Source organism: Cupriavidus gilardii, from assembly GCF_013347325.1.
Lineage (GTDB): Bacteria > Pseudomonadota > Gammaproteobacteria > Burkholderiales > Burkholderiaceae > Cupriavidus > Cupriavidus gilardii.
The window spans coordinates 505,430-520,824 of sequence record NZ_CP054624.1; the positions used below are offsets into that span (position 1 = coordinate 505,430).

Genomic DNA, 15,395 nt, shown 5'->3' on the forward strand with positions numbered 1-15,395 from the left:
CTGACATTGCTCCTTCCTCGAGTTGGGGAGTATGGGGTGCTTCGGTTTGGCGCACTCGCGCCGTGGCTACTTCGACGTGGCGATGCGCGCCGTCAACAGCGGGTAGGGATTGATGGCGCCGGCCGGCGTATAGATGCCGTAGTGCAGATGCGGCGGCGTACCGCGCGCGTTGCCGGTATTGCCGACATAGCCGAGCACGGTGCCCGGCATGACGCGATCGCCGGGCGCGATCTCGCCATAGCGGTCGAGGTGGGCGTAGTAGTGCATCTGCCGGCCCGGTCCCATGACCCACACGACCTGGCCGCCGAGATTGTTGGTGCCGACGCGGGACACGATGCCTTCTGTCGCCGATACGACTTCGCGTCCGCGCGGCGCGAAGATGTCGATGCCCTGATGCTGGCGGCCGCCCGAGCGCGCGGCATTCCAGGTATCGCGCAAGGCGTTGGCCGATACGCCGGCGACCGGTATCGGCAGCGCTTTGGGCGCTGGCATCGCGGCAAGGCGCATGCCGTAGAACAGGCGGTCCAGCACGGGCTGGACGCGCGGCCAGGCCCACCAGGCGGCTGCCGCGAAGACAGCGACCCACAACCACCCCGAACGCCTGCGCAGGATCGACACGGGGATCAGCCTGCCGCGGGGTTTGCCGATCCGCGCGGACTCAGGCTGTTGCCCTGGTGGTCGCGATCGACACGCCGGCTTGCAGTGTAAGCGTGACTGGCGTCTTGCCGGCGATTTCCAGCAACCGTTCCCATTGCGCGTCGCTCAAGGCCGCCGACGTGTGCAGCGTGCGCTCGATGCGCGTATCGCCGTCACGGTTCTTCAGCAGCGTCAGCTCCACGCGAAGATCGCCGAGGTCCCAGCCCTTGCGGTCCGCATACATCCGCAGCGTGATCGCGGTGCACGCGCCCAGCCCGGTCAGCACATAGTCGTACGGAGCCGGCCCGGCATCCTGTCCGCCGGCCCTGGCGGGCTCGTCGGACACCAGCTGATGCTTGCCGGTGGTGATCTCGTGCCGGTAATTCGGTCCGGAGGCGCGGACGCTGGCGTGGGAAACCGGGGTCATGAAGGGGCTCCTGTCGGCGACTTCGAACGGCGAAGGGTCTGCGCAATGCCGCACCGCGGCGGCGCATGGCAGTGCTGCCTACACTATCACTTCGGGCTGGACCCGTACACTGGAACGCCGAAAGCCTGCGCCGGAAATCCAGCGGATTGCCATCGCCTTACCATTGGCGGCCCTCGCATATGTACGTGCATCGGGTCCCATGGACGCCGACACATATGCGGATATTGCCAGCGACCCAGGAGGCTTCCCAATGCCCGAAGTCGAAACTGGAGTACGAATATTTGTCCCCCAATACGGCAGCGATCTCGGCTTCCACGTCGTTGAAGTCCTTGCCGAGATACTTGTCAGCCTGGCGTACGAACTCCCTTCCACGGTCTGCCCAGGCATCTTGCTCTACGCGTGCCAGCCGATGGCGTTTGCGCTGCCACAAGATCCAGGCGGCAAGGCATCCGAGCGCCGCAGCTTCGATCAATATCAATGACATCTGGATTCTGCCGGGCCCACTGCGGGATCCAGCGTCGCGTTGACGGTTACTGGCGCATCGACCCGCCAGGCACCCCGTTCCCAACGGTGTCGGACGGCGCGGGAACGAAGCGCTGCAGGGCTGGCATTGTTGTCCAGTCGAATGCCGGTGCAGCAGAAGCTCTCACCATCGGATGACCAGTGCAGCATGGGTTCGAACTTCCAACTGACCAAAAGGCCGGAGGGTCTGGAGTCGATCCACAGCTCGGCCAGGGGCTGAAGAATGAAGTCGTGCGGCTCTGCCTTGTCCGCCAACGACGCTGGTAGCCACAGTCGTCTGCCGACCGTGATTTGGCCCGGCGAGGGCGTGTCCCTTGGCGCCTCACTTCCCGCGCCTTCCAGCCACATGCTTTCGCGAACCCGGATATCGGCGACAGGGATGAATGGCTCAGGCATGACGATGGCTTTGACCGCGGAAACCGAAATTTTGACCCGCCTATTGGCGGCAGTACGTCCGTATACGTAGTAGCCGTCGACGTAGTCCACACAAGACAAAGCGCGCTTCCCCGCCAATGTATAGCTGCGCGCTTCTTCCCTGTCGTGGAGACAGATGCCGTCGTAAAAGGGCAGAGTGGTGACGAAATAGCGGCCGTCGTCCGAGAACCCGGCCCCCCGCCCCGCGTTATCGATCAGCGTTCCGTCCGGCAGTAGATAGGTGTAACTCAAGGGGCCGCCCATGCGAACCTCCTTGCATTCGATGCAGCGCGTTACGCCTCCTGTGGGGCATTGAAGATACTGTCCGTCGTGCCAAGCACGAGGGGGTCCCGTACGGTCGGACTCGAACGGGTTGGGGGGACGTCCCCAACTGGTCGCTGCGCGTATCCGGTTCTCCACTGCCAGGCAGCATACTGCCACCGCGACGCCGAGCGCCGCGCCAAACCACGGATTGGAGCTGGCCACGAATGCGGCGATTCCCAGCCCGATCGCCCAGCCCTGTAACAGTTCTCCCAGGGCGTCGAAGCTGTGGCGACGCTGGCGAACCCATGCAATCCAGTAGCCAAGGCAAAGGAACCCCCATACCGAGAATGCCAGCGGTAGCGGCAGAAGACTCGGCGCGACCAACGGAACGCCGATGCATGCGGCGTTGAACAGAATCGCAAGAAAGGTCGATAGCAGCGGCCGCATTCCGGGCGGTGATCTCCTGGCATGGCAAGCTGCCAGTTTATCGCGGCTGCGCGCCATCAGAGCACCGCGGAGCACCGCGCGCGGCCGTGCATCCTGCCATCGATGCCCGGCAACGACGCACCGTGTTCGGTTCAGGTGTGTGCCTCAATTCGTCGTCAACACCCGCACCGGGCCGCGCCGCTCCAGCATGTCCACGACGACATGCCGGCCCGAGCGCCGCAGCGCGACGTCGGCCGAGCCCCCGCCGACCGCGAGGTTGCGGAAGACCACCTCGTCGAGGAAAGCCGGCAGAGCCGGCTCGTCGAAGGTGATATGCACGCGTTCGGTGTCGAAGCCCAGCCCCAGGCTGGCCTGCAGCATGTACAGCGGTGCGGCCGCGGCCCAGGCCTGCGGGATGCAGGCGACCGGATAGAAGGTCGGGCCTTGTGTGCCCTGGCGCGGGAAGCCGCAGAACAGCTCGGGCAGGCGCCGCAGGTCGATATAGGTGGACGCCGCGAACAGGCCCTCGAAGATCCGTGCCGCCTCGCGATGGAAGCCGTAGCGCGCCATGCCTCCGGCGATCAGCGCATTGTCGTGCGGCCAGACCGAGCCGTTGTGATAGCTCATCGGGTTGTAGCGCGCCTCGTTCGACGCGACGGTACGCACGCCCCATCCGCAGAACGACGTTCCCGACATCAGCGTGCGGACCACCGCGGGCGCGCGTTCGGGAAACGCGATGCCGGTCAGCAGCGCATGACCCGCATTCGACGTGCGCACCCGGCAGGGGCGCTTGTCGCCGTCGAGCGCGAGCACATAGGTGCCAAGCGCTTCGTCGAAGAACTCCGCATCGAACGCCGCGCGCAGCGCCTCGGCGCGCGCCGCGCATTGGGTCGCACGCTCGGTCATGCCCAGTTGCGCGGCGATGTCGGCGCCGGCCTGCCAGGCGCCGTAGACATAAGCCTGGACCTCGGCCAGCGCGATGGGACCCTTGGCCAGCGTGCCGTCCGCATGGAAGACCGAGTCCTGACTGTCCTTCCAGCCCTGGTTGACCAGCCCTTCGGTGGTGCGCCTGCCGTACTCGACGAAGCCGTCGCCATCGCGGTCGCCATAGCGCTCGATCCACTGCAGGGCTGCCTCCAGGTTCGGCCACAGCCGCTGCAGCGTGCCGAGGTCTCCGGTGCGATGCAGATAGGCGCCGGCCAGCATCACGAACAGCGGCGTCGAGTCGATGCTGCCGTAGTAGCGGCGGAACGGCACCTCGCCCAGTTCGGCCATTTCCCCGTGCCGCACCTCGTGCAGGATCTTGCCGGGCTCGGCATCGGCGGCGGCATCGTTGTCGGTGGCCTGGTTGGCCGCCAGATAGCCGAGCACGCCGCGCGCGATATTCGGGTCCAGCCATAGCGTCTCGAGCGCGGTGATCAGCGCGTCGCGGCCGAACACGGTGCTGAACCACGGAATGCCCGCGTAGGGATAGGGACCTTGCGGCGTATCGGTGATCAGCATGTACAGGTCGGACACGCTGCGCCGGACCGCCTCGTTGAAGATCTCGTTCGACGTGACGATCGACGCCGCGCGCGAGGCCGAGTTGCGCAGGGCCCGCCGGGCATCGCGCAGCGCGCTGAAGAACGTGCAGCGCGTCTGCTGCGGAATCTCGCCGATGCCGCAGCGGATCTCGACAAACAGCAGCCGTGCTTCCTTCGGCTGCAGCTCCATCGTGAACCTGGCGCAATTGCCGGTCAGCCGGGTCGGCGCCGGATCGAACAGCAGCGCGGTGTGCCGGCTCTGCTGGTCCAATCCGGTATAGCCGAGAATGACCCAATTGTTCGTGATGCGGGGCGGGTGGTGTTCGCCGCGGCGTTCGCGCTTCGAGCCGCGGACTTCGAACAGGTCGGCGAAGTCCGCGGCAAACGCCAGTTCGAGCTGGATGCGGCGAGGCTTATCGTCGAAGTTGCGGATCAGCAGCCGCTCGTAGCACGTCGCATTCCACAGGAAGCGCGAGCGGCGCAGATGCAGCACGTCGTGTTCGACCGTCAACTGGCCATCGCCATCGAACAGATCGGGATTGGTCAGGTCGCAGGTCAGCGTCGCGTTGTCGTCGCGCAGCGTCGACGACAGCAGCATCGGCCGCGCGCCATCGATTGACAGGAACAGGTGCGACAGGTGGCGGCAATCCCGATGGAACACGCCCTCGGGACTGCCGGGACCGGACAGCGCATCGCCATTGTGGTCGAACACGGCGAAGGTATCGCCATGCTTGAGCGTGCGCGGCCTTCGTTCCTGCAGAGACGCGGCGGCCGGGATGAAGAACTGGGCGAGCTGGGTACCGCCGGGCCCGCTGGGCGCCGGCGCGTGGGTAGCGGCAACAGTGCTGGCGGTTGGCATCGTCGCGATCCTTTGCGGTTCAGGCGAGGGCGCGCAGACCGACGCGATCGCTGCCGATCGCGCCGCCCACCGTTGCACCCATGGCACGGCGCAGCAGCGCACCGGCGTTCAGGTCGGCCAGGCTGCGATAGATCTCGACATACCGCTGCGCCATTTGTTCCACGGTGAAGCGGCGCTCGAAGGTGGCGCGGATCCGGCCTCGGTCCAGATCGTCGATGCGTCCGACCGCTTCCGCCGCCTGCTCGATGTCGTCGACGATGAAGCCGGTCACGCCTTCGTCGATGACTTCGGGCACCGAGCCGCAGCGATAGGCGATCACCGGTGTGCCGCAGGCCATCGCCTCGATCATCACCAGGCCGAACGGCTCCGGCCAATCGATCGGAAACAGCAGCGCGCGCGCATTGCCGAGGAATTCGGCCTTCTGGTGCTCGTTGATTTCGCCGATGAACTTGACCTTCGGATGCGCGGCGATCATCGGCGCGATGACCTCGTCCCAATAGGCCTGGTCGGCCTTGTCGATCTTGGCGGCGATCTTCAGCGGCATGCCGGTGCGCGCGGCGATTTCGATCGCCCGGTCGGGCCGCTTTTCGGGCGAGATGCGGCCGAGGAAGGCCAGATAGCCGCCCTTGGGCTCGGCACTGAACGGCAACAGGTCGCGCGGCAGGCCATGGTGCACCGTGCCGACCCAGTTGACGGGCGGCATCGGCCGGCGCTGGTCGTCGGAGATCGACACCAGCGGGAATTCGGGAAATGCACGATAGAAGGGAACCAGATCGGGCAGGTCGAGCCGGCCATGCAGCGTCGTGACGGTGCGCTCGGCAATATCGCGGATCAGCGGGAAATGCAGCAGATCGATGTGGAAGTGCAGCACGTCGAAGTCATCGGCACGCCGACGGACCTCGTCCAGCATCATGATGTGATAGGGAATCGGGTCTTTCACCCGGGGATCGAGCCGTAGCGCGATGTCGGAGCCGCGTACCAGCTTCGCGGCGGTCCTGGAGTCGCCGCTGGCGAACAGGGTCACGTCGTGACCCTGGCGGACCAGCTCTTCGGTCAGATAGGACACGATGCGCTCGGTGCCGCCGTAGAGCTTGGGCGGGCAACGCTCGGCAAGCGGGGCGATCTGGGCAATCTTCATCAGCAAACCTCCTCTTCAAGCGAAGTTGACTGTCCGGAAGCCGCGTGGCCGCGATGGCCGACGCGGCGCGGGTGCCGTTCCAGAGAAGACGGGCCGACGCCAAAATAGGGGCGGCTGTGTGACCTTCAAGAGCCCGTCCCCCCAAATTTTTTGGCGGCGCGCAGCGGCGCCGCCCTTCTGAATCAGTTATATGCGATGCCGAAACGGTGTGAAGAGCGGGCCGCATGACGGCCCTTGCCGGAGGGTGTTCAGGGTTCAACGCTGGCCGTCGCCGAGACCATGGCGGGCATGCCATTGCGCCAGCGATTCCTCGGGCCATTGGCCGCAATGGACATGGCCCTTGCCGCGCGGCACGTCGACCCAGGGCGCCGCATAGTCCAGCGCCGCCTCGACGACCTCGGGCGGCCGCGGCAGCGGGGTATCGATCGCCGACGCATGCGGATGGACCAGCTCCGGCCAGCGCGGATCCCACAGCCACAGCGGGCTGCCGCACTTCAGGCAGAAATGGCGCGATGCCGGCGAGCGAGTCGCGCGCTTGCCTGGCTCACGCATCACGGCGTGATAGATGCCCAGATGCTTGCGGCCCCGTACGCGCAGCGTGTCGGCGTCGGCGCCCAGATTGATCGCATAACCGCCCGACCCCGCCGTCTTGCGGCAGATCGAGCAATGGCAATGCATGAACGGGTAATACGAAGACGACTCGACGCTGAAATGCACCGCGCCGCAATGACAGGAGCCTTCCAGATGCATGGCGACCTCATCTTCCAGAGTGGTGGATCGAGGTTCTTATTGTGAAAGCGGATCGGCGCAATACCAAACCAATGCCAATCCGCTTGACGGGCTGCAGGGAAGCCACTGCGCAAAACAAAAAGCCCGCCGATCTTGCGATCGGCGGGCTTTCTGCTTGTTGCTGGCGGAGTGGACGGGACTCGAACCCGCGACCCCCGGCGTGACAGGCCGGTATTCTAACCGACTGAACTACCACTCCTTGTCGGCATCCGGAGGCCATTGGCATCCGGTCAAGCTGGCGTCCCCTAGGGGATTCGAACCCCTGTACTCACCGTGAAAGGGTGATGTCCTAGGCCTCTAGACGAAGGGGACTGGAACCGTTTCGCTGGCGCTGTGTTTTGCGTAGCGAGGGGCGCAAGTATAACGCTGTTTTTTTCGGATGTGAAGCGTCTTCGATGCAATTGGCGAATCGGCGGACACGGCAGATGCCTATGGCATCATTCCGGCACGACAACATGAGGATGGACATGATTCAGGACACGCACAGCAAGCTGATCGGATACCTGCTCTGGATCTTCGGGTTCACGGGCTCGCATCGCTTCTACTATGGCAAACCGGTGACAGGCACGATCTGGTTCCTGACGCTGGGTCTGCTCGGCATCGGCTGGCTGATCGACCTGTTCCTGATTCCCGGCATGGACAGGGATGCCGACCGCCGTTTCACCTCGGGCCGCGTCGATTTCAATATCGCCTGGATTCTGCTGACCTTCCTCGGCATCTTCGGCGTGCATCGGATGTATATGGGCAAATGGCTGACCGGCCTGCTGTATCTGGTGACCGGCGGCTTTTTCCTGATTGGGGTGCTGTACGACTTCTGGACGCTCAACGATCAGGTGTCCGACAAGAATCGCGTGTTCTCCTGAGCGGTGGACCGTTTCGATTGCGCACGGAGCGCTGACCGATGGCAGGCAGGCAAGGCACGCTCGGCCTGAAAGGCATCGCGCTGCTGGAGGCGGCCAAGGGCGCGCTGGTGGTGCTGGCCGGCATCGGCCTGGCGGCGCTGCTGCATCGCGACGCGCAGGCACTGGCCGAGGCGATCGTCGCGCGGCTGCACCTGAATCCGGGCAGCCGCTATCCGACGATCTTCCTGTCGCTGGCCGCGCATCCGGACGATCCGCGCCTGTGGGCCATCGGCGCGTCGGCCGCGGTCTATGCGGCGATGCGCTTCGCCGAGGCCTACGGGCTTTGGCACGAGCGCGCCTGGGCGCAATGGCTGGGGGTCTGGTCCGGCGCGATCTATATTCCGGTGGAACTTTACGAAGCGGCGCGGCATCCGACTTGGATACACATCGGCGTGGCCGTCGCCAACATGGCGATCGTTGCCTATCTGGCCGCGAGCCTGGCTCGCCGTCGCGGCACACCGCGATGACGGGCGGCTGATCCCGGCATGATCCCTGCAACGGCTGCAACGGAGACGGCCAGGGTCGTCGACAGGGACCGCCGAAGGCCGACCACGCGAGGAGCCCGATATGCCTGAATCGAACGATCCGACCCGGCCATCGGCCGATCCATCGGCACGGCCGCGGCATTTCTCGATGATCCGCGAGCTGGCGCTGGCCGACGTCTTCACGCTGGCCAATGCGGGCTGCGGCATGGCGTCGGTGTTCTTCGCGATGTTCTACATCGACAGCCAGTCGCTGCGGCATTTCCTGATCGCGGCGGCCTTCGCGCCCGCGGCCTTCTTCTTCGACGTGATCGACGGCCGTGTCGCGCGCTGGCGCCATGCGCATTCGGCGCTGGGCCGCGAGCTCGATTCGCTGGCCGACATCATCTCGTTCGGCGTCGGCCCCGCGGCGCTGGCCTTTGCCGCCGGCATGCGCGGTGGCTGGGACCTGATTGCGCTGATCTATTTCGTCTGCTGCGGCGTCAGCCGGCTCGCGCGCTTCAATGTCACGGCCGAATCGCTGTCCGGGGCCAGCGGCAAGGTCGCCTATTTCGAGGGCACGCCGATCCCGACCAGCGTGGTGCTGACCGGCGTGCTCGCACTGTGCGCCTGGCAGGGGCGCATTGGCGACGCGCTGCTCGGCGGCGCCTGGACGCTGGGCCCCGCGGTGCTGCATCCGCTCGCGCTGCTGTTCGTGCTGTCGGGCTCGCTGATGATCAGCAAGACGCTGCGGATTCCGAAGTTCTAAGGCGGCGATCGTCTATCGCAGGCCCTTATTGCAGCCTTTATCGCAGTCGCTATCGCAGCGACAGCCATACGGTCTTCGGCTCGGTGAAGTTCTGCAGCGCCGCGTCGCCATGCTCGCGGCCCAGGCCCGAGTCGCCGGCCCCGCCCCAGGGCAGCCGGACATCGGTATAGCCATAGGTATTGATCCATACGGTGCCCGCCTTCAACTCGCCGGCGACGCGGTGCACGCGGCCGATGTCGGCGCTCCAGACGCCCGCCGCCAGGCTGAACGCGGTACCGTTGGCGATGCGGATCGCATCGGCTTCGTCGTCGAAGGGAATCACGCTGGCCACCGGGCCAAAGATCTCCTCCTGCGAAATGCGCATCTCGTGCGCAACGTTGGCGAACACCGTGGGCGCGACGAAATAGCCGCGCTCTCCGACACGCATGCCGCCGGCCACCGCCGACGCGCCTTCCTGCTTGCCGATCTCGATATAGTCGAGCACCGTCTTCAATTGCGCGGCCGACACCAACGGACCCATCGTCGTATCGGGCAAGGCCGGGTCGCCGACGCGGATCGCGCGGGCTCGTTCGGCGAGCCGCTCGACCACCTCGTCGTAGACGGCGCGGTGCGCGAGAATGCGCGAGCCCGCCGAGCAGACCTGGCCGGCGTTGAAGAAAATGCCTGACGCCGCGGCGCGTACCGCCGCGTCGAGATCCGCGTCGGCAAAGATGAGGTTGGCCGATTTGCCGCCCAGTTCGAGCGTGACGCGCTTGAAGTTGCCGGCCGCCCCCTGCATGATGCCGCGGCCCACGCCGGGCGAGCCGGTGAACGTCACCTTGTCGACGCCGGGATGTCCGACCAGCGCATCGCCTACCACGCTGCCCTTGCCGGTGACGATATTGAGCACGCCGGGCGGCAGGCCCGCTTCGAGCGCCAGTTCACCGATGCGCAGTGCCGACAGCGGCGTGATTTCCGCGGGTTTGACGATCACGGTGCAGCCGCAAGCCAGCGCCGGCGCGATCTTCCACATGCCGATCATCAGCGGGAAATTCCACGGCACGATCGCGGCCACCACGCCGACCGGCTCGCGCACCGTATAGGTCAGCGCATCGGGGCGGGCCGGTATCACGTCGCCGTGGATCTTGTCCGCCCAGCCGGCGTAGTAGCGCACGGTGTCGATCACCGCCGGCATATCCTGCCGCCGCACCGCAGCCAGCGGCTTGCCCGCGTCGAGGCTTTCCAGCGCGACCAGCTCGTCCTGATGGGCCTCGAGCAGATCGGCGAAGCGGTGCAGCATGCGGCCGCGCTCGGCGGCGCGCATCCGGCTCCAGCCTTTCAGCGCGCGGCGCGCGGTCTGCACCGCCAGCTCGACTTCGGCCGGGCCGCCTTGGGCAACCGTGGCGATCGGTGTCTCGGTGGCGGGATCGATATCGGTCGAATAGGCGCCGGAAACGGGCGCGACGCGCTCGGCGCCGATCACCAGGTCGTGGCGCGGTATCGAAGACGAATTGGGCCAGATCGGTGAATTCGGGGAGGGCAGCGGACTCGTTGGGGGCAAAGGCGACGGCATGATGGCTCCTCACGGGATCGACCCGATGCAGTGTCGATTCAGTGTCCGCAAGCGCGGAGCCAAAGTCCAATTAATAGACCGGATTGATTTATCAAAAAAACTTATCAAGCTGCAACGGCCGCGTTGTAGCCCGGTCGCGCCTAACCCGGCGCTGCGTTTTCCGGTGCGGCCAGCGCCACGATCGCCGCATGGAATTCCGCGGCCACCACGGGCTTGTGCAGCAGCACCGTGCCGCTCGCATGCACGCTGCGCAGCCGGTCAGCCGCGGTATCGCCGGTAATGATGATCGCCGGTACCGCTTCTCCCAGTTGCCTGCGCAGCGCGGCCATGGCCTGCAGGCCGTCCCGGTTTCCGCGCAGCCGATAGTCCGCGACGATCAGATTGGGCCGGAACGCCGGCAGGCAGGCCAGCGCATCGCGTTCGGACTCCGCTGCCCGGGATTCGCATTGCCAGCCCGACAGCAATTCGGTCATCGCCAGCCGGATATGCGGATCGTCGTCGATGACCAGCGCGCGCACGGCGGGCAGCGGCTTCAACCGGGCCGGGGTATCGCTCGGCCGCCGATGTACCAGCGTGTCCAGGCCGGCCGGCGGCAGCCAGACCCAGGGCAGCGCCATGCGGAACACCGAGCCGCGCCGCGGCGTCGAGGCCAGCGTGACTTCGGTCGACATCGTCCTTGCGAGCCCGCTGGCGATCGACAGTCCCAGCCCCAGGCCCTTGCGCTGATCGCGCTCGGGATTGCCGAGCTGATGGAACTCCTGAAAGATCGCCGCGTGCTGCGACGGCGGGATGCCGATCCCCGTGTCCCACACTTCCAGCACCGCGTGTTCGCCGCGCCGGCGGCAGCCCACCAGCACGCCGCCGCGTTCGGTATAGCGGATCGCATTGGCGATCAGATTGCGCAGCACCAGTTCGACCAGCGCCGGATCGGCAAAGACCGCGCAGGTCGTCTCGCGCGTGCGGTAGACCAGGCCGCGCGCCTCCGCCAGCGGCGCGAATTCATTCTCGAGCCGGTAGAGCAGCGGTTGCAGCCGGAACGCCATCGGGCGGGCCTGCACGACGCCCGCTTCGAGCTTGGAGAAGTCCAGCAAGGTGTTCAGCATTGCGCGCGCGGCATCCGAGGCCGATTCGATATGCGTCAGCAGCTGGCGCTGCTTGTCGTCGAGCGCGGTTCGGCTCAGCGAGACCAGGAACAGACCCAGCGCATGCAGCGGCTGGCGCAGATCGTGGCTGGCCGAGGCAAGAAACACCGATTTCGCGCGGCTGGCCTGTTCGGCCTCGCGCTGGGCCGATTCGGCGCGCGTGGTTTGTTCCCGCAGTTGCCCGATCAGTTCGATATTTTCGAAGCGCAGCGCAATCGAATGCCGCGCCACGCGGGCGTAGTTGCGCGCAAAGATGATCAGCACGATCAGATAGAGCGGTGTCGCCAGGAACATCGGCAGATAGTCGGGGTCGCCGGTGGCCAGAAAGCTGATCCATACCGGCAGGATCGCCGGCACGAAGAAGCCGACGGCGACCGGCAGGCAGGCCGAGAACACCGCGAGTGCCGCGGCGCTCATGCCGGCGATCAGACACAGCACCGAAATGACGATGGGCGGCTGGCGCACATCCAGATAGAGCAGGGCGATCAAGCCCCACAGCGAGCCGATGCAGGTCAGCAGCACCGTCATCCAGCGCGCGTAGTACGGCGCGCCGGCCTCGGTGGTGCGGGCCGGCATCCGATGGCGGCCGAGCACGCCGTAGGCGCAGGCCAGCGTCATCGCGGCCATCCATGGCCACGCCAGCGGACGATCGCCGGACAGCACCAGCCCCGCCGTCAGGAACCAGGATGCCAGCGCGCAGCCGACCATGGCGACGCTGAAGCTCTGGTCCAGCAGGTCCATCTGCGCCGCCAGCAGCCGGCCCTCGTCGAAGCGCGGCAGCAGGGGAAGGCGACGGCGGGCGCGGGCGGGCTTCACCGCACGGCCTGTATCAGGCCGCGCCGCTGCGCCTCGATGATGGCCTCGACACGGCTGACCACGCCAAGGTGATCGAGAATGGCGGCGACATGCACGCGCACCGTGTTCTCGGACAGGCCGAGATGGTGCGCAATGATCTTGTTGGACCGGCCCAGCGCCAGCTGCCCCAGCACCTCGAGCTGGCGCGGTGTCAGTTGGCTCGGCAGGTAGCGTGCCGCGCCGGTCGCGAACTGGCCCGGCACGACGGCGTCATCGGCCGCGCAGAAGAAGTAGCTGCCGCCCTGCAGGCAGCGGGCGATCGCCTGCTCGATCTGCCTGGCCTCCGCCGATTTCGGCAGGAATCCGGCCACGTCCTTGAGCACCTCGGCGGGAATCGCATCGCGGCCGGACGTGCCGGAGACGATCAGGATGCGCGCCGCGGGGAAATGCCGGCGCAGCACGCGCACCCCCTCGATGCCGTTCAGGCCGGGCAGCTGGATATCGAGCAGGATGATGTCGATCGCGGCACCGGCATGGTGCTGCACCGCCTCCATCACCGTGCCGGCCTCGGCGATCGCGGATACGCTCTGGCTGTCGGCCAGCAGCAGCCGCAGCCCGGTTCGGAACAGCGTATGGTCGTCGATCAGCAGCAGGCGGGCATCGGGCATGGCGGTCGGAGATGGGCCGGTCATCGGCATCGCACGACAGGGCCGATGCACGCCGATCGCGGCTGCCGGCCCTCGTCAGTGCTGGATTGGAATCGATTCCCGCCCGCTTGTCCATGCCCGCCGATCGGGCGCCGCCTAGTCCGGAAGGATTATTGGCGGGATGGGCGCATGGTGCGAGGATGCGCCGTGAGCGAAACCGCGACTCGCTCATACCACTTTGGAATACCCGCACCTCCCGGCTGCGGGTATTTTTTTGACTTGGCCTGGTCGATCGATATGGCCGCCGTGCATGGCAATCATTGACCGCCATGATCGCCATGACCGCGCGGCCATGCAGCAGACATCATGCCGCCTGGTCCAGCGGCCATACCCGCGTATCGCGCGGCGTATCGAAGCGATAGTCGCTGTAGGGCCGCGCAAACAGCTCGGCGCCGAGGCGCTCGGCCTGCGCCATCGCATCGGTCGGATCGCGCACCACCTCGCCGCGGCGATTGCCGGTGCCGCGCACCACGCCCGCCAGTTGCGAATCGGTATAGCGGGCATACTCCTGCAATTGATGGACGATGCCGAGCGCCGCGCCGGCATAGCTCTCCTCGGAGGCCAACACGAGCCCCAATCGCTTGCGGGCGAGCCTGGGCACCACATTGGCGGAATCCGGATGCGAGGCGGCGTAGTAGCAGAACATCCGGTCGAAGAAGGCCTTGGTCTGCGCCGACAGGCCATACCAATAGATCGGCGAGCAGAACACCACGCCGGCCGCGGGCAGGAAGTCCTGCAGCAACAGTTCGCGATAGCCGTCGTCGATGCCGCAGCTGCCATCGGGACGGCGGCATTGGCGGCAGTCGCGTAGCAGCCCGCCGATATGGTCGTCGAGAAAGCGCAGCTTGACCGAATGGCCGGCGCGCTCGGCGCCGCGCTGCACGGCCCGCGCCATCAGCGCGGAATTGCCGTCGCGCCGGGGGCTGCCGACCAGGATCAAGACCGGACGGGAAGAATGGGTTTGCGAGACAGTCGTGTCGGTCATCATGTTCATTGCAATGTGGGGTAGCGACACGGCGACTGTAGGATGGCGGCTGCGGCGCGACAAACGAGCAATTCTCGCGTCGGATCAATTGGATTCATCCCAGCGTTTTGTGCGCATTTTTCGGAGCGCATTGCATGTTCGCTTCCTTGCCGATCGCCGCCCTGCGGGTATTCGAGTCCGCGGCGCGGCATCTGAGCTTCAAGGCTGCGGCAGCCGAGCTGTCGGTGACGCCGGCCGCGGTATCGCATCAAGTGCGCGGACTGGAGTCCTGCCTGGGGGTGGCGCTGTTTACGCGCTTGCCGCGCGGCGTCGCGCTGACGGTCGAAGGCGAGCGGCTGTTCCATCGAATGCATGGCGCGCTGCTCGATGTGGCACAAGCGATCGACGAGCTGCTGCCGCAGCCTGCGGCCGGGTCGCTGACGGTGACCACCACCATGTCGTTCGCGGCGCTGTGGCTGGTGCCGCGGCTCGGACGCTTCTATCAGGCTCATCCCGATGTGCATGTACGGATCGACAGCGACGGCGCGCCGGTCGATCTGCATCAGGACGCGCGTATCGACGTGGCCATCCGCTATGGCACCAGCGCGTGGCCCTCGCTGCTGAACGCGTGCCGCCTGGGCGAAACCTTCGGCGTGTATGGCTCGCCGGCACGGATCGCAGCGGTCGGCGCAGGAGCCCCTGAACTGATTACCGTGCGTTGGACCGATTCCACGCTGTACGACGATGGCTGGCAGGCGTGGTGCGATGCCGCCGGGGTGGGCTGGCTGCAGGATGGCGCGACGATGCGGGCCTACGAGGAGGAAAGCTATGCGCTGCAGGCCGCCGTCGCGGGACAGGGGCTGGTGCTCGCCAGTTCGATCATGGTGTCCGACAGCGTGCGCAACGGAATGCTGGTGCCGTATCGGCCCGATATCACGCTGGCGGGCGCCGCCTATACCGCGCTGTGCGTGCCGGGGCGCGAGCGCCATCCGCCGGTGCGCGCATTTCTCGCGTGGCTGGCGCGCGAATGGGGCTGAATAGCGTCATATCATTCAGATCGCGGCGGTCCGCCAGCGGCCGTGGGGAGGAAAGCATGCCGATCGCA

The 15,395-nt window shown here is 66.4% G+C and carries 15 protein-coding genes and 2 tRNA genes; 5 read left to right on the top strand and 12 right to left on the bottom strand.

Annotated features, from left to right (window positions below):
• Positions 1 to 66: 66 nt before the first annotated feature.
• Positions 67 to 588 carry a M23 family metallopeptidase gene (locus FOB47_RS02315; protein ID WP_053824342.1) on the bottom strand — a complete coding sequence of 174 codons (522 nt, stop codon included), beginning with the start codon at positions 586 to 588 and terminating at the stop codon, positions 67 to 69.
• A gap of 70 nt (positions 589 to 658) precedes the next feature.
• Positions 659 to 1,063 carry an OsmC family protein gene (locus tag FOB47_RS02320; RefSeq protein WP_174779828.1) on the bottom strand — a complete coding sequence of 135 codons (405 nt, stop codon included), beginning with the start codon at positions 1,061 to 1,063 and terminating at the stop codon, positions 659 to 661.
• Here FOB47_RS02320 and FOB47_RS02325 point away from each other — a divergent pair.
• The gene (locus FOB47_RS02325; RefSeq protein WP_174779829.1) at positions 1,062 to 1,544 is read left to right on the top strand and encodes a hypothetical protein; all 483 of its coding nucleotides are present in this window, start codon (positions 1,062 to 1,064) and stop codon (positions 1,542 to 1,544) included. The two genes, FOB47_RS02320 and FOB47_RS02325, sit on opposite strands and share 2 nt — an antisense overlap.
• Here FOB47_RS02325 and FOB47_RS02330 read toward each other — a convergent pair.
• The 6 genes from FOB47_RS02330 to FOB47_RS02355 form a co-directional block, all read right to left on the bottom strand.
• Positions 1,538 to 2,710, bottom strand: a complete 1,173-nt coding sequence (locus tag FOB47_RS02330; protein WP_174779830.1) for a hypothetical protein — start codon at positions 2,708 to 2,710, stop codon at positions 1,538 to 1,540. The two genes, FOB47_RS02325 and FOB47_RS02330, sit on opposite strands and share 7 nt — an antisense overlap.
• Before the next feature lie 144 nt (positions 2,711 to 2,854).
• Positions 2,855 to 5,071, bottom strand: coding sequence for an amylo-alpha-1,6-glucosidase (locus tag FOB47_RS02335; RefSeq protein ID WP_174779831.1), 2,217 nt, complete (start codon positions 5,069 to 5,071; stop codon positions 2,855 to 2,857).
• Positions 5,072 to 5,090: 19 nt separating this feature from the next.
• Positions 5,091 to 6,209 carry a glycosyltransferase family 4 protein gene (locus tag FOB47_RS02340; protein WP_174779832.1) on the bottom strand — a complete coding sequence of 373 codons (1,119 nt, stop codon included), beginning with the start codon at positions 6,207 to 6,209 and terminating at the stop codon, positions 5,091 to 5,093.
• Between the two features lie 255 nt (positions 6,210 to 6,464).
• Positions 6,465 to 6,959, bottom strand: a complete 495-nt coding sequence (locus FOB47_RS02345; RefSeq protein WP_053824340.1) for a GFA family protein — start codon at positions 6,957 to 6,959, stop codon at positions 6,465 to 6,467.
• A 161-nt stretch (positions 6,960 to 7,120) separates the two neighbouring features.
• Positions 7,121 to 7,197, bottom strand: a tRNA-Asp gene (locus FOB47_RS02350).
• A 37-nt stretch (positions 7,198 to 7,234) separates the two neighbouring features.
• Positions 7,235 to 7,310 (bottom strand) — tRNA-Glu (locus tag FOB47_RS02355).
• A gap of 155 nt (positions 7,311 to 7,465) precedes the next feature.
• Here FOB47_RS02355 and FOB47_RS02360 point away from each other — a divergent pair.
• From FOB47_RS02360 to FOB47_RS02370, 3 genes are all read left to right on the top strand, one after another.
• Positions 7,466 to 7,861, top strand: coding sequence for an NINE protein (locus tag FOB47_RS02360; RefSeq protein WP_198752617.1), 396 nt, complete (start codon positions 7,466 to 7,468; stop codon positions 7,859 to 7,861).
• A gap of 38 nt (positions 7,862 to 7,899) precedes the next feature.
• Positions 7,900 to 8,367, top strand: a complete 468-nt coding sequence (locus FOB47_RS02365; protein WP_053824338.1) for a DUF2127 domain-containing protein — start codon at positions 7,900 to 7,902, stop codon at positions 8,365 to 8,367.
• Positions 8,368 to 8,533: 166 nt separating this feature from the next.
• Positions 8,534 to 9,130, top strand: a complete 597-nt coding sequence (locus tag FOB47_RS02370) for a CDP-alcohol phosphatidyltransferase family protein (RefSeq protein ID WP_174780825.1) — start codon at positions 8,534 to 8,536, stop codon at positions 9,128 to 9,130.
• 49 nt (positions 9,131 to 9,179) lie between these two features.
• Here FOB47_RS02370 and FOB47_RS02375 read toward each other — a convergent pair whose 3' ends face one another.
• The 4 genes from FOB47_RS02375 to FOB47_RS02390 form a co-directional block, all read right to left on the bottom strand.
• A complete protein-coding gene (locus tag FOB47_RS02375) occupies positions 9,180 to 10,682 on the bottom strand; it encodes an aldehyde dehydrogenase family protein (protein WP_174779833.1) in 1,503 nt (500 codons plus the stop codon).
• Positions 10,683 to 10,822: 140 nt separating this feature from the next.
• Positions 10,823 to 12,565, bottom strand: coding sequence for an ATP-binding response regulator (locus FOB47_RS02380; RefSeq protein WP_390884827.1), 1,743 nt, complete (start codon positions 12,563 to 12,565; stop codon positions 10,823 to 10,825).
• Between the two features lie 71 nt (positions 12,566 to 12,636).
• Entirely contained in the window at positions 12,637 to 13,287 is a 651-nt protein-coding gene (locus FOB47_RS02385; RefSeq protein ID WP_174780826.1) for a response regulator transcription factor, read from the bottom strand.
• 343 nt (positions 13,288 to 13,630) lie between these two features.
• Positions 13,631 to 14,314 carry a flavodoxin family protein gene (locus FOB47_RS02390; protein ID WP_244959256.1) on the bottom strand — a complete coding sequence of 228 codons (684 nt, stop codon included), beginning with the start codon at positions 14,312 to 14,314 and terminating at the stop codon, positions 13,631 to 13,633.
• A gap of 131 nt (positions 14,315 to 14,445) precedes the next feature.
• Between FOB47_RS02390 and FOB47_RS02395 the strand changes: the two genes are divergently transcribed.
• Complete coding sequence (locus tag FOB47_RS02395) at positions 14,446 to 15,327, top strand: LysR substrate-binding domain-containing protein (protein WP_174779835.1); 882 nt, start codon at positions 14,446 to 14,448, stop codon at positions 15,325 to 15,327.
• The last annotated feature ends 68 nt before the right edge of the window (positions 15,328 to 15,395 follow it).

What these genes read in the sequence shown, in the direction of transcription:
- FOB47_RS02395 (WP_174779835.1), top strand. Translation starts at nt 14,446, where the DNA reads ATGTTCGCTTCCTTGCCGATCGCCGCCCTGCGGGTATTCGAGTCCGCG.
- FOB47_RS02380 (WP_390884827.1), bottom strand. Translation starts at nt 12,565, where the DNA reads ATGGACCTGCTGGACCAGAGCTTCAGCGTCGCCATGGTCGGCTGCGCG.
- FOB47_RS02340 (WP_174779832.1), bottom strand. Translation starts at nt 6,209, where the DNA reads ATGAAGATTGCCCAGATCGCCCCGCTTGCCGAGCGTTGCCCGCCCAAG.
- FOB47_RS02360 (WP_198752617.1), top strand. Translation starts at nt 7,466, where the DNA reads ATGATTCAGGACACGCACAGCAAGCTGATCGGATACCTGCTCTGGATC.
- FOB47_RS02385 (WP_174780826.1), bottom strand. Translation starts at nt 13,287, where the DNA reads ATGCCCGATGCCCGCCTGCTGCTGATCGACGACCATACGCTGTTCCGA.
- FOB47_RS02345 (WP_053824340.1), bottom strand. Translation starts at nt 6,959, where the DNA reads ATGCATCTGGAAGGCTCCTGTCATTGCGGCGCGGTGCATTTCAGCGTC.
- FOB47_RS02325 (WP_174779829.1), top strand. Translation starts at nt 1,062, where the DNA reads ATGAAGGGGCTCCTGTCGGCGACTTCGAACGGCGAAGGGTCTGCGCAA.
- FOB47_RS02370 (WP_174780825.1), top strand. Translation starts at nt 8,534, where the DNA reads ATGATCCGCGAGCTGGCGCTGGCCGACGTCTTCACGCTGGCCAATGCG.
- FOB47_RS02365 (WP_053824338.1), top strand. Translation starts at nt 7,900, where the DNA reads ATGGCAGGCAGGCAAGGCACGCTCGGCCTGAAAGGCATCGCGCTGCTG.
- FOB47_RS02320 (WP_174779828.1), bottom strand. Translation starts at nt 1,063, where the DNA reads ATGACCCCGGTTTCCCACGCCAGCGTCCGCGCCTCCGGACCGAATTAC.
- FOB47_RS02375 (WP_174779833.1), bottom strand. Translation starts at nt 10,682, where the DNA reads ATGCCGTCGCCTTTGCCCCCAACGAGTCCGCTGCCCTCCCCGAATTCA.
- FOB47_RS02390 (WP_244959256.1), bottom strand. Translation starts at nt 14,314, where the DNA reads ATGATGACCGACACGACTGTCTCGCAAACCCATTCTTCCCGTCCGGTC.
- FOB47_RS02330 (WP_174779830.1), bottom strand. Translation starts at nt 2,710, where the DNA reads ATGCGGCCGCTGCTATCGACCTTTCTTGCGATTCTGTTCAACGCCGCA.
- FOB47_RS02335 (WP_174779831.1), bottom strand. Translation starts at nt 5,071, where the DNA reads ATGCCAACCGCCAGCACTGTTGCCGCTACCCACGCGCCGGCGCCCAGC.